Source organism: Chromobacterium sp. Ag138 (assembly GCF_055181315.1).
In genome coordinates this window covers 570141-582971 of the sequence record NZ_JBUPWA010000001.1, presented here as the reverse complement: position 1 = coordinate 582971, position 12831 = coordinate 570141, and the positions used below count along the sequence as shown (strand labels likewise).

13 protein-coding genes are annotated in these 12831 nt (G+C 59.9%); 11 read left to right on the top strand and 2 right to left on the bottom strand.

Going from position 1 to position 12831, the window contains the following annotated elements; genetic code table 11:
• The first annotated feature begins 83 nt into the window (after positions 1-83).
• The 4 genes from ACY3GB_RS02580 to ACY3GB_RS02565 all read left to right on the top strand — a co-directional run bounded on the left by ACY3GB_RS02580 (position 84) and on the right by ACY3GB_RS02565 (position 4303).
• Positions 84-545, top strand: a complete 462-nt coding sequence (locus tag ACY3GB_RS02580) for a helix-turn-helix domain-containing protein (protein WP_463087353.1) — start codon at positions 84-86, stop codon at positions 543-545.
• Between the two features lie 78 nt (positions 546-623).
• Entirely contained in the window at positions 624-1226 is a 603-nt protein-coding gene (locus ACY3GB_RS02575; RefSeq protein WP_463087352.1) for a DUF2726 domain-containing protein, read from the top strand.
• 83 nt (positions 1227-1309) lie between these two features.
• The gene (locus ACY3GB_RS02570; protein ID WP_463087351.1) at positions 1310-3475 is read left to right on the top strand and encodes a hypothetical protein; all 2166 of its coding nucleotides are present in this window, start codon (positions 1310-1312) and stop codon (positions 3473-3475) included.
• Between the two features lie 180 nt (positions 3476-3655).
• The gene (locus ACY3GB_RS02565) at positions 3656-4303 is read left to right on the top strand and encodes a hypothetical protein (protein ID WP_463087350.1); all 648 of its coding nucleotides are present in this window, start codon (positions 3656-3658) and stop codon (positions 4301-4303) included.
• 88 nt (positions 4304-4391) lie between these two features.
• Here the strand turns inward: ACY3GB_RS02565 and ACY3GB_RS02560 are convergent, their stop codons facing one another.
• The gene (locus tag ACY3GB_RS02560) at positions 4392-4661 is read right to left on the bottom strand and encodes a hypothetical protein (protein WP_463087349.1); all 270 of its coding nucleotides are present in this window, start codon (positions 4659-4661) and stop codon (positions 4392-4394) included.
• Between the two features lie 111 nt (positions 4662-4772).
• Entirely contained in the window at positions 4773-5651 is an 879-nt protein-coding gene (locus ACY3GB_RS02555; protein ID WP_463087348.1) for a CHAD domain-containing protein, read from the bottom strand.
• Between the two features lie 326 nt (positions 5652-5977).
• Here ACY3GB_RS02555 and ACY3GB_RS02550 point away from each other — a divergent pair, with 326 nt between their 5' ends.
• Genes ACY3GB_RS02550 through ACY3GB_RS02520 form a run of 7 tightly spaced genes read left to right on the top strand, consistent with a single transcriptional unit; the run spans position 5978 to position 12819 of the window.
• Positions 5978-6949 carry a 3-oxoacyl-[acyl-carrier-protein] synthase III C-terminal domain-containing protein gene (locus ACY3GB_RS02550; protein WP_463087347.1) on the top strand — a complete coding sequence of 324 codons (972 nt, stop codon included), beginning with the start codon at positions 5978-5980 and terminating at the stop codon, positions 6947-6949.
• Positions 6937-7956: an NAD-dependent epimerase/dehydratase family protein gene (locus tag ACY3GB_RS02545; RefSeq protein WP_463087346.1), complete on the top strand. Its 1020-nt coding sequence runs from the start codon at positions 6937-6939 to the stop codon at positions 7954-7956. The genes ACY3GB_RS02550 and ACY3GB_RS02545 overlap by 13 nt, the downstream gene beginning before the upstream one ends.
• The gene (locus ACY3GB_RS02540; protein WP_463087345.1) at positions 7949-8761 is read left to right on the top strand and encodes an MBL fold metallo-hydrolase; all 813 of its coding nucleotides are present in this window, start codon (positions 7949-7951) and stop codon (positions 8759-8761) included. Before ACY3GB_RS02545 ends, ACY3GB_RS02540 begins: the two co-directional genes overlap by 8 nt.
• Complete coding sequence (locus ACY3GB_RS02535) at positions 8755-10044, top strand: F390 synthetase-related protein (protein ID WP_463087344.1); 1290 nt, start codon at positions 8755-8757, stop codon at positions 10042-10044. The genes ACY3GB_RS02540 and ACY3GB_RS02535 overlap by 7 nt, the downstream gene beginning before the upstream one ends.
• Positions 10041-10664, top strand: a complete 624-nt coding sequence (locus ACY3GB_RS02530) for a phosphatase PAP2 family protein (protein WP_463087343.1) — start codon at positions 10041-10043, stop codon at positions 10662-10664. Before ACY3GB_RS02535 ends, ACY3GB_RS02530 begins: the two co-directional genes overlap by 4 nt.
• Complete coding sequence (locus ACY3GB_RS02525; RefSeq protein ID WP_463087342.1) at positions 10661-11758, top strand: sterol desaturase family protein; 1098 nt, start codon at positions 10661-10663, stop codon at positions 11756-11758. The genes ACY3GB_RS02530 and ACY3GB_RS02525 overlap by 4 nt, the downstream gene beginning before the upstream one ends.
• Positions 11746-12819 (top strand): acyl-CoA desaturase, encoded by a 1074-nt coding sequence (locus ACY3GB_RS02520; protein WP_463087341.1) that lies wholly within the window; start codon positions 11746-11748, stop codon positions 12817-12819. Before ACY3GB_RS02525 ends, ACY3GB_RS02520 begins: the two co-directional genes overlap by 13 nt.
• The last annotated feature ends 12 nt before the right edge of the window (positions 12820-12831 follow it).

Genomic DNA, 12831 nt, shown 5'->3' with positions numbered 1-12831 from the left:
ATGCGACTGACACGATTCATGTCGCATGCGCGCAACAATTTCGCGAAACTGACGTCATTCCCTGATTCAATCCTTGCCGTCTGATGAAGCACTACAACCCTGTGACCACCTTTCCATGCCGCCCGGACGATCTGTACCGGGCGCTTTGCTTTGGCGACGCCCAGGCCCTGGCCGACGAGCTGGACGTTACCCCGCAAAAGGTTGAGCGCTGGCGACGTGGCCGCGACCCCGTGCCGAAGTTGGTTTATCTCTATCTCACCAAACGTAGCGGCACGATTCTTGGCGAGCAATACGGCCCGTTCCGTGACTTCCGACTCAGCGACCGCGCCGACGCTCTGGTATGCCCAGGAACCGGCACCCGGATCAATTACGCCGAGCTGCCGCTACTGGCCGAGTATCGACGGGCGCACCGGCTGGCGCAGCAACAGGCGGAGTTGATTGAAAGGCTGATGAAGGAACGCGACTACTATCGCCAGAACTGCCACCAAGACGCCCGTTACGGCATGCTGCTGAGCGGCATCTTCAATCACAGAGATAAAGGCTAGCCCGGCCTTTTGCACACCATCAGGATTGGTAATGACAAAAAGGTAGAAAATGGAGGTTTTCCTTGCTGGAGTCCTATCGTGAGCTACCTACTTGTTTTTGTCCTGCTGCTTCTGGTCCTTCTCGCCTTCATCGTTCTGGCCCTAAAGAAAACATCAGGAACGCCCCGCGCAGGCCATACCCAAGCCAGTAAGAGCCGCTTCTTCCTCAAAAGGAAGCAACTGCTGACAGGCCGCGAGATCGATTGCTACAAGCTGCTGGTCAAGGAGTTGGGGCCAGACTTCATCGTGTTCCCACAAGTCGCTTTCAGCCAGATCCTCAATGTGACAGGCGGCACGCAGTCCGAAAACAGAAAGCTGTGGATGACCATGAGCCAGAAAGTGGCCGATTTCGTCATCTGCAAAGACGACCTCACCATGCTGGCCATCTTGGAATTGGATGACCGGTCGCACCAGGGCAAACAAGACAAGGACCGCGCGCGGGATGGCGTTGTGGAAAGCGTCGGACTGAAGGCGCTGCGGATTGCCGGCCCGGCGAAGCAAGAGGACATCGCACGGATCGCCATGAGACTGCGCGGCATGGCCAGCCCGCAGGCAATGGCGGCAGGCGTGACGTTACAGCCCCCTGCCCCGCGCCCTAATCCGGTTCCGTTGCGTGCTGTAGAACGGGACATCCGGCAATAGCTAATATTCAGAATGGTTTTGGGTTTCTCTGTAAAAACTTGCCTATGCTTAATACTCGTGTTCAGCAATATAAGGAGAAACTCTTGAAGACTCTGATGATTGACTTGGAAAACTGTTATGGCATAAGGAAGCTCGAGGAGACGCTGAATTTTTCCACAGCCTCAGCTATCGCAATCTACGCACCTAATGGATCGATGAAGACATCGCTGGCGAAGACTTTTCAGGATATCGTCAGCGACACGGAATCCAAAGATCGCATTTTCCCGAAACGGGATTACAAGCGGATCATCACGGATGAGAGTGGCGCAAATCTGCAGAAAGACAGTGTGCTTGTGATCTGTCCCTATGAAGAGACTATGGGAAGCTCAGCGAAGACTGCTACGCTGCTGGTCAATCCGGGTCTGCGTAAGGAATACGAGAGCTTGCATGCTGATATTGATACTGCACGAGACGAGTTTCTGAAGGGCATGCGCGAGCAATCAGGCTCTAGGCGTGACCTTGAAAAGGAAATCTCGCTGGCCTTCACTGAGTCACCCGATAAATTCTACATTGCGCTGAGCCGTATCAAGGATGAGGTTTCAGATCTCGCGGAAGCTCCGTTGAAGGACGTGCCCTATGACTTGATCTTCGACGACAAGGTGCAAAACTTCTTGGATACCAAGGATTTTAAGACGGCTATTGATGGTTTTGTCAGGAAATACAATGATCTTTTGGCTGCTTCGACCTATTTCAAAAAGGGTGTTTTCAACTACTATAATGCTGCGCAGATAGCCAAGCAGCTGGCTGAAAACGGGTTCTTCGAAGCCAATCATTCCGTAAACCTCAATTCAGCCGAAAAGAAGGAAATCACGACACAGAAAGAACTGGAAGACCTGATCGCCAAAGAGAAGGAGGAAATATCCAGCGACAAAGAATTGCGTAAAAAGTTTAGTGAAATCGAGAAGGTCATCCATAAGAACGTCACCGTGCGTGATTTCGAGGCCTATTTGCTTGATCATGAAGAGATTCTAACCAAATTTACTAATATGGCTGGCTTCCGCCAGGAGGTGTGGAAGTCTTATATTAGTAGTCGCTTTGATCTCTACAAGGCGCTTCTAGATAGCTATCAAGCGGCAGAGGCACGTCGCAAGGAGATCGAAGATCAAGCAAGCAAGGAGCGTACGCAGTGGGAAGAAGTCATCGATATTTTTAACGACCGCTTCTTCGTGCCGTTTAAGCTGAAAGCCTCCAATCGGATCGATGTCATCCTAGGCCAGCAGGAGTTTTTGAACCTGGACTTTATCTTCGACGATGGTACCGAGCAGGCCCCCGTTGACCGTAACTCCTTATTGCAGGCACTCAGTACTGGTGAGAAGAAAGCCTTATATGTGTTGAATATTCTGTTCGAAATCGAGGCCCGGAAGAAAGCAGCGCAAGAGACACTGATTATTGTTGATGATATTGCCGATTCGTTCGACTACAAGAATAAGTACGCAATCATCCAATATCTGATGGATATTTCGGAAGCCCCATACTTCAAGCAGATTCTGCTGACACACAACTTCGACTTCTATCGTACGGTCGAAAGCCGCTTCGTTGGCTATAGCAACTGCTTGATGACTTCAAAAACTGCCGCAGGTGTCAAATTGGAAAAAGCGGTAGGTATCAAGAATGTGTTCTTGAACGACTGGAAGAAAGCTTTCTACACTAACGCCATGAAGAAGATTGCTTCTATCTCCTTCATGCGAAATCTGATCGAATACACGCGGGGATCCGCAGCACCAGCCTTCTTGACGCTGACTTCACTATTGCACTGGAAGGCTGACTCGGCCGTGATTACTGTGGCTGACCTTGACACGATCTACAACGAATTGTTCGACAAAACGGGAACATCAGTCGACAACACCAAGTCAGTGATTGGTCTGATCGCCGAAGAGGCAGATGCATGTCTTCGGGCAGCTGACGGGATTAACTTCGAAAACAAAGTCGTCTTGGCTATAGCTACGCGTATTGCCGCCGAGCAGTTCATGGTCAAGAAAATCAATGATCCCGCGTTTGTCGCTACGGTTGATGCTAACCAGACTGCTCTCTTTCTGAAGAAATTTCAGACGCTGTTCTCAGATGACCGTGCATCACTAGCTGTATTGCAGCGGGTAGTTCTTATGACGCCAGAAAACATCCATCTGAATTCATTCATGTACGAGCCGATCCTCGACATGTCTGATGGGCATCTGCGCAAACTCTATCAGGACGTGCAGAAGTTGACGTAAGGCGCTCTAAGTCGAGAATGACAATGGTATTGCTTTATCTAGAGATGGAGGGGAAATAGCCCAGATTTTGGTCAAAATGGGAAAGAAAGACGGGTAATACCAGTCACCCGTCTAGGCCGGCTTCGCCGGCCTTTGTGGAACCTTGCAGCCGCGCCGCTGGCCACCAGGAAAGAAAAAGCGATGAACACATCTCAACCTCAATGGACAATTACAGGTACCGATCAGGATGGCAATGATATTGGCGCCGAAATAGAGTCATTCAGGCAGTTCACTGGTCTAGAACAGGTGGTGCCTGATCGGTATAGCTTCCTGCTGCTGCTAAGCCTATTTGGTGGCTGGAAGTCGGGAACAGTAAATCCACACAAAGTAGTCCACGAAATCAAGCTACTTGAGAATGGTGAAGCCAGCGTCTTGAAGCCGCCGATCCAGAATCGCCATCCACCTCTTAAGGGACTATGGCATAAGCACTATCTTGAACAGGGTCTTGCGTCGCTTGCGATGAACCTCAAGAGAGGTCTTCACAAGTACGGGATCCCATGTATTGATCAGAAAATCGCCGACGCAGAGGCTGCAGGGGAAACCCGCTACTTCACTACCGAGGATGTGCAAGAACTGACAGCAGATGTAGTGCTTGGCAATCTCCGGCGATTGAGGGAAGCGGAAGCAATGACCGGGGAGTGGATTCTATTCGCGAAGTACGAAGGCAAAAACTACTACCTCGACATCACTACGCACGATCAGAGCTTACATGACCAAGTGCGCAATAATATCAATGCCATCTGTTGCCAAGAGTTTCCATTTCTCAGCGATCTGCTGGAAAACCCCTGAAGTTAGAAAAAGCAGAAATAGATATACGAGGCAACACTTATGAAAAAACCCGCCGAGGCGGGTCCTTGCTTCCGGTAGGCTCAACACCTCATCCTTCTGTCTTCTGAACCTTGAAGTCAGCCCAATCAGGGGTCCAGCCAGACTGGCCGCCGCACTCAACCCGCTTGAACAGATAGACCTTGTTCTGTTGCTCCTCCGTGAACAAGCAGCTCTCCCCGGCCTGCACAACAAAGGCAATATCCTGCGTGCCATCAATTGGAGCCTTGTAGACCTTCACTTCTTTCTGTGCAATGGCCTGCTGTGGAGCATAAGAACAACCAGCAAAACCAAGACCAGCTAGCAAAACAAGTTTCTTCATCAGCCACCTTTCGGGTGCGGTATGCGTTGTTGCACAGACTTGCCGTATCCAAGTACTGCGTGCGTCGGCGCACCCTGCCTCAGCTGTGAGGCTGATTTTTGTTAGCCACTTTTAGAAAGCAAGCATCTTTGTCTCTGCTTGGCTGGCGCGCTCGTCCAGCCGTTGTTCCAGAAGAACCCGGAGACCTTCCGGCTCAAGATGCTTGCACCACTCCTTGGCGGAAATGGCGTCGTTATAATCTCCCAAGGCTTGCAGCAAGCCGCGCAACTTGTTCAGAAAGTGCTTGTGGTTGCCATTCAGTTCTAAGTCTGAAAAGAACTCGATGGCATAGCGCAGTTTTTTGCCTTGCTTGCGTAATTCGTGCAGCTGTTCGGCTGAATGCCTTTTTTGTTTCCATAGTTTGCGCATGTCCGCCCGCTGGCGTTGCAGCGCATGGCTGGCGAATCGCTGCAGATTGTCGAGGCGCGAGGGCGGCAGGCTGGCTAGGCCATCCAGCAAGCGGGTTGGAAGCGTGCGCCATCGATGGGAAGCCAGCGCCACGCGGCAGGCAGCCCGGCCATCCCGTCGGGCGGCGTCCAGCGCCGCCAGGGCGGGCTTCATCGTTTCGCTGGATAGGCCATCCTGGATAGCCGGCAATGTTTCCAACGCCAGAACATCCAGATCGCGCGCCTTGCCGAATATGCGCGCCAGCCATTTCAGATCGTTGGATATGATTCTCCATCTCCGGCCGCGAATCAGCGGCGCAAAGGTTTTGAGCGCGGTTCTCAGCCGCCGGATGGCCACCCTGCCCTGATGAATAGGCTCGGCGTCATTCCCTTCGCAAATGCTTGGCGTATTGGCCAGGAGTTGGCGCAAACACTCCTGAGCGATGCGTTTCAGCGCCGCCGCGCAACTCATTTCGGCTCGCAGGCGTGGAATGCGCGCCTGCGCGCGGCTGCGCATCGAGCAAGAAAGTGGGCGCTGTTGTCGTGCGGAGCGGTTTTTTTCCATGGCGCATGTCTCGGCTGACCGGTGATGGCGGGTATTCATGACAAAGTTTGGCGGTTCCTGTCCTCATTTTGATTCATGAGTATTTTTCACGGCGTTGCGAATCTTCGCTGGCTGCTGCGCAGCCGAGCGACTGCAAATATCAGCAGCCACCATTAAAAATAAATCTACAACTGTACTAATTGACAGTCATGATGATTGGCATTGCCTGACAGCGGTTTGCTCTGGATTTATCGCTGCGCTCATCTGTTTCTGATATGGATAAGCTTGTGTTGGAATGTTGCAATACATGAAAATGCAATCAAATCCAAATTGCACCTTGAACCTGAATGAATTTGATTGCAACCGGCAAGGCGCTGCCAAGCCAGCTTGTCACCGCTGATGACCTTGATGTGAAGCTTGGCTGCCGCCGCGGCCACAGTTTGAAAAAAAGCGGCGTCCATACCCGGCATTTCGCCGGCGATCACGAATCCCAAAGCCAACTTGGCGCCCGCGCGTTGAGGGACGCGCTGGACCGTGCGGAAATAAGCGCATCCGGCATCGATCTGCTGATCGGCGCTTGCGGCATTCCGGAGCAGGCCCTGCCCGGCACCGCCAGCTTCATCGCCCATGCGGCCAACTTGCCGGCCGGGCTGCCCGCCTTCGACGTCAACGCCAGCTGCCTCAGCTTTCTGTCCGCGCTGCAGGTGGCAGACTGCCTGCTGCTTTCCGGCGCGTATCGCCGCATCGCCATCGTATCGGCCGACCTGGCCTCGCGCGGGCTGGACTGGGCTAATCCTGAGGCTTCGCTGATTTTCGGCGACGGCGCGGCCGCCGCCATCGTCGAGCGCGGCGCGCCGGGACGCGGCTTGCGGACTTTCAAGCTGGCCACCTATCCGGAAGGCCGCAATTTCTGCGAGATTCGCGCCGGCGGCACCCAGCGTAACCCGCGCCAGGGCGTGGTCGACGGCGATTTCCTGTTCGACATGAACGGCAAGGCGGTTTTCAAGCTGGCCTCGCGGCTGATGCCGGATTTTCTGGATGCGTTGATGGACGCCACGCCAGGCGGGCTGGGCAGCATCGATTGCGTGGTGCCGCACCAGGCCAGCCACCTGGGCATGCAGCACATGGCCAAGCGGCTGGGCATCGCCGCCGGCCGCATCGTCGACATCTACGCCTCGCATGGCAACCAGGTGGCGGCCTCCCTGCCCACCGCCCTGCATGAGGCCTTTGTCGATGGCCGCGCCCGCGCCGGCAAGCGCCTGTTGATGGTGGGCACGGCCGCGGGACTCAACCTGGGCGGACTGGTATGGGACCTGTGACGCGGGTGCTGGTGACCGGCGCCACCGGGGGACTTGGGCGCAATGCCGTCGCTTATCTGTTGAACAAAGGCTGCGCGGTGCGCGCCACCGGCCGCAATCGGCAGGCGGGCATCGAGTTGGCCGGCCAGGGCGCGGAGTTCGTCGCGCTGGATCTGGCCGCCGCCGATGAGCGCGAGTTGGCTGGCCTGATGGAGGGCGTGGACGCGGTATGGCACTGCGCCGCCCTTTCCGCGCCCTGGGGCCGGGAAGCCGATTTCGTCGCCGCCAACGTTCATGCTACCGACAAGCTGTTGAAAGCCGCGGGACAGTCGCGCGCGCGCCGCTTCATCCATATTTCCACGCCGGCCTTGTATTTCGATTATCAACACCGTTACGCGGTGCCGGAATCGTTCCGGCCGCGCCGTTATATCAATGCCTACGCGCGCACCAAGGCTCTGGCCGAGGACAAGGTTTTGCAAGCTGCGCGCGCCTATCCCGCGCTGCGCACCACCATCCTGCGCCCGCGCGCCATTTTCGGCGAGCACGACCAGGTGCTGATGCCCAGGCTGGCGCGCATGCTGAGCCGGCGCGGCGGACGGCTGCCGCTGCCGCGAGGCGGCGCGGTGACGCTGGATCTGACCTATGTCGGCAACGTGGTCCACGCGATGTGGCTGGCCACCGCGCACCCCAGCCTTGCCAGCGGCCAGGCGTTCAATATCACCAATCAGCAGCCGGCGGTGCTGCGCGATGTGCTGACGCGGGTGTTCGCCCAGGAGCTGGGCCGGCCCTTGCGCATCGTCAGCCTGCCCTACCCCTTGCTGAGCGCGGCCAGCCGCCTGGCGCAGCTATGGGCCGCGCTCACCGGCAGGGAGCCGGCATTGACGCCTTACAGCCTGGGTGCGATCCATTTCGACATGACGCTGGACAACACCCGCGCGCGCGAGGTGCTGGGCTATTTGCCGCCGCACACGCTGGACGAAGGCTTGGCGCGCACCGCGCGCTGGCTGCGGGAGCATGGGCATGGCTAGCGTCACCGCGTTCAGCGTCGGATACTGCACCCACCCGGCCTGCATGGCGCTGAAAGGCGCGGGGCTGGCCAGCCGCTGTTTTCCTTCGCGCGCCTATCTGATCGAAACCCGGGACCGCCTATTGCTGTGGGACACCGGTTATTCCGAGCATTTTTTCGACGCCAGCCGCCGCGGCGCCTACCGGTTGTACCCGATGGTGACGCCGGTGCATTTCGACGGCGCCCGATCGCTGCGCGAGCAGCTGCGCGGGCGCGGCATAAGCCCAAGCGATATACACACATTATTGCTGTCGCACTTTCATGCCGATCACATCGCCGGCCTGCGCGACTTCCCCCATGCCCGCATCGTGGTTTCGGAGCCAGGCTGGTGCGCGGTGCGGGGGCTGAGCGGGCTGGCCGCGGTGCGGCAGGCTTTTCTGCCCGGCTTGCTGCCGACCGACATGGCAAGCCGCCTGTCTTTTATCGAGGCGCTTCCCCTGCAGGCGCTGCCCGCCGAGCTGGCGCCGTTTAGCCATGGGCGCGACGTCAGCTGCAGCGGCGAAGTGTTCGTGGTGGATCTGCCCGGACATGCGGCCGGCCACCTGGGAGCCTTCGTGCTGGGCGATTCGGGTTGGACGCTGCTGGCCTCGGACGCGGCGTGGTCGGAGGAAGGCTACCGGGAGATGCGCGGCCCCTCCGAGCTGTCTTTCCTGGTGCAGCACAGCCGCCGCGCCTACTACGACACGCTGGCCAGGCTGCACGCGCTGCACAAGGGCGGACGCGCGAAGATTCTGCTGACGCACCAGGAGGCCGACACCGCATGCTGAGACTGATCCGCATCCTGGCCGCCTACTGGCGGACCCGGCGGCTGGCCTTTCGCGACCGCGCGGCGCTGGAGCGCCATCAGGCCCGGAAGATGGGCCGTTTCCTGGCCGCATTGCGGCGCCGCAGCCCCTATTTCGCCCGGCTGGGCGCCCTGCCCTTCGCGCACTGGCCGCGGATGGACAAGGCCGCGATGCTCGCGCATTTCGACGAGATGAACACCGCGGGGCTGAAGTTGGCCGATGTGATGGACGCCGCGCTGCGCGCCGAGCGCAGCCGCGACTTTTCCCCCACCTTGAACGGCCACACGGTTGGCCTGTCGTCCGGCACGTCCGGCCAACGCGGCGCTTTCGTCGTCAGCAAGGCCGAGCAGGCGCAATGGGCCGGCATCATGCTGGCCAAGGCGCTGCCTGAGGGGTTGCTGGCAGGCGAAAAAGTGGCGCTGTTCCTGCGCGCCAACAGCAATCTCTACGGCGCGGTGCGCAGCCGCTGGCTGACTTTCCGCTTTTTCGACCTGTTCCAGCCGCTGGACGGCCATTTGCCGCCGCTTGACGCTTACGCGCCCACCATTCTGCTGGCGCCGGCGCAGGTGCTGCGCGCGCTGGCGCTGGCGCAGCTGGATGGCCGGCTGCGTCTTTCGCCCAAGCGGGCGTATTCGATCGCCGAGGTGCTGGAGCCGCAGGATCGCGCGGTGATCGAGCAGGCTTTCGGCTGCGTGCACGAAATCTACCAGGCGACCGAGGGCTTCCTGGCCAGCAGCTGCGAATACGGCACGCTGCATTTGAACGAGGAATACATCCATGTCGAGCCGGAATGGCTGGATGAGGAGCGGCGCCGTTTCGTCCCGGTGATCACCGACTTCAGTCGTCTCGCCCAGCCCATCGTCCGCTACCGGCTGAACGATGTGCTGCAGGCGCGCGCCGAGCCCTGTCCATGCGGACGCGCGGCGATGGCGCTGGACGCGGTGGAGGGCCGCTGCGACGACATGCTGAGGCTGCCGGGCCGCGATGGCGGCGAGCTGACGGTGTTCGCCGACGTGATGGGCCGCGCGCTGGCGACCGCCCTGCCGCTCGAGGCCGATTACCGGCTGCGCCAGACCGGCCCGGCCGAACTGGCGCTGGATGCCGAGGTGCCGGCGGCGGCCTTGCCGGCTATCCGGCATTGTCTGGAGCGGACGCTGGCGGACCTGGGCGTGGACGCCGGCGCGCTGCGTTGGACGCTGTCGGACCAGGTGCCGCCGATGGACGCCACGCGCAAGCGCCGGCGCATCGTCAGGGCGTTCGCATGAGGCGCGCGCTGGGCTGGCTGCCGTCCAGGCTGCGCCACATGCTGCTGGGCTGGGCTTCGGTCGGCTGCGCTTACTCGCTGGGCAGCCTGTGGCCCCAGCGCGCGATCGTCCTGCCCGAGCTGGCCGTGGATCGCTGGATTCCCTTCAATCCAGCGGCGATCTGGCTGTACGCGTCGTTTTTCCTGATCGTGCCCGCGGCCTACCTGTTCGCCCGTGCGGAGCGCTTGCTTTGGCTGCAGCGTTCGATGCAGTGGTGCGCGCTGGCCGCGGGCGCGGCCTTTCTGCTGTGTCCGACCACGCTGGCGTATCCGCCCATCATCGGCGACGGATGGCATGCCGAAGCGTTGCGCTTCTTCCTGCGTTTCGACACGCCGCACAACTGCCTGCCCTCCCTGCACGGCGCGCTGACCGCGTTGGCCGCCTGGGCCTTGTGGGATGGCCGCAGCAAGCTGAGCTCATGGCTGTTGCTGGCGTGGGCGCTGGCCATTCTGTTCTCCGTGGTCCAGTTGCGCCGCCATCTGTTCATCGACCTGTCCTCCGGCGTGGCGCTGGGGCTGCTTTGCGGCCTGCTGGCGGCGCGGCCGGCAACCGTTTTCTCTTTTTCATATCGACGCACATGAACGTATTCGCCCTCACCTTCGCCGTCATGTTGGCGGTCGTGCTGCTGGAGCTGTTCGCCTTGCGCCATTGGCGCCGCGAAACCATTCCCTGGCGCGAGATCATTTTCAACCTCAACTCCGGCCACATCGTGATGTGGGTGTTCCGCGGCGTGGAGGTGGCGGGTTTCGGCCTGCTGCTGCAATACGCCAATCTGCATCTGGTCGACCGGCTGCCGGTGTTCTGGCAATGGGTATTCGCTTTCGTCGCCTGGGACTTGAGCTTTTACTGCATGCACCGCGCCCACCATGCCTGGCGCATCTTCTGGGCGGTGCACGTGGTGCATCACCAGGGCGAGCATTTCAGCCTGTCGCTGGGCATACGCAACTCCTGGTATTCGTCGCTGACCTCCTTCCTGTTCGTCGCGCCGCTGGCGGTGCTGGGGCTGCCGCTGGAGATGTTCGTCGCCGCGTCGTCCTTTCATTACGCAGTGCAGCTGTACAACCACAACGCCTTCGTCGGCAAGAGCGGCTGGCTGGACCGGGTGCTGGTGACGCCGTCCAATCATCGCGTCCACCACGCCACCCACCCGGTGTACCTGAACAAGAATTTCGGCGGCACCTTCCTGATCTGGGACAAGCTGTTCGGCAGCTATCAGCCCCAGCGCGACGACGTGCCGCTGCATTACGGCGTGAACGGCGCCTCGCCCGGCTACAATCCTTTCTGGGCCAGCAACCAGAGGCTGCAAGCCTGGTTCCGGCGCCGCTTCGATCCGTCCGGACTGCCCGCGATGCGGATGCCCGCCGCCTACATCGCCACCGGCGGGGTATTGCTGTTCGGCATGGTGATCTATTACGTGGAGCGGGTGGCCAGCTGGGACGCCATCGGCCGCTGGAGCGTGTTCGCCTGCCTGGTGGCCGGCACCATCGCCATCGGCGGCATGTCGGATGAGCGGCGTTGGGGCTGGCGGGGTTGGCTGGCGCTGACGCTGGCGATGCCGGCGCTGTGCGCCGGTTTGTTCGGCATGCGCGACGGCTGGGCATTGGCCTTGCTGGCGTTGCTGCTCGTGCACGGCCTGGCCGGGCTGCGTCTGCGGGAGGCCGCATGGGCAAACTGAGATTCCAATCGTCGGCGCAACTGCCGTTCCGCATCGACCTGCAGCGCGCAGCCCAGGCCTACCTGGCCGAGCGCGGCGACCATCGCCACGCCGACTGGCGCGTGGGGCTGAAAGGCGCGGCGCTGGCGGCGCTCAGCCTGGCTTGCTATGCGCTGGCATTGCGCGCGACGACGGCGTGGTCGTTCGCGCCGGCCTACATCGCGGCCATCGTCATGGCGATGCTGCTAGCGATGAACACCTTGCACGATGCCGCCCATGGCGCGCTGTTCCGCAACGCAAGGCTCAACCGGTGGCTGACCCGCGCCGCCAGCCTGCCGATGGGCATAGACGCCGATATCTGGACCCGGCGGCATGTGCACTTGCACCATACCTACCCCAATGTCGACGGCTACGATCTGGACATCGAGCCCAATCCGTTCCTGCGGCAAACGCCGTTCCAGGACTGGTCGCCGCAATTCCGCTACCAGCACCGCTACTGGCCGCTGGTGGCGGCGCTGTCCCTGCCCTACCTGTGCTGGTACGGCGATTGGCTGGACCTGCTGGGCAAGAGCAAGCTGCGGCAGTACGACAGCCAGCCCATTACCGCAGGCGGATTCCTGCTGGGCAAGCTGGGACACCTGATCCTGCTGCTGGCGTTGCCCTGGTATTGCCTGCCGGCCGGCGCGATCAGCTGGGGCGGCCTGCTGATTTGCTATCTGGCCGGCTTGATGGCGGCTTCCTGTTTTCTGGTGGCGATGATTCTGGGGACTCATTGGGCCGAGGTGGAGTTTTTCCGGCCCGAAGGCGCGGAAATGCCGCATACCTGGCATGAGCACCAGTTCCTGACCTGCTGCGATTGGCAGCCCAGGCCGCGGGCGCTGGGGCATTTATTCGGCGGCTTGCATTTGCACCTGACCCACCATTTGTTTCCGGCCTATAGCCACCGCCACTATCCAGCGCTGGCGCGCATCGTCGAAGAGCAGGCGCAGCGGCATGGCCTGCCCTATCGTTGCATCGGCTATCAGGGGCTCTGGCGCGCGCAGCAGAACTTCCTGCGGGGTATGGGCCGTCGGCCCGAATAAAAAATGTCGGTT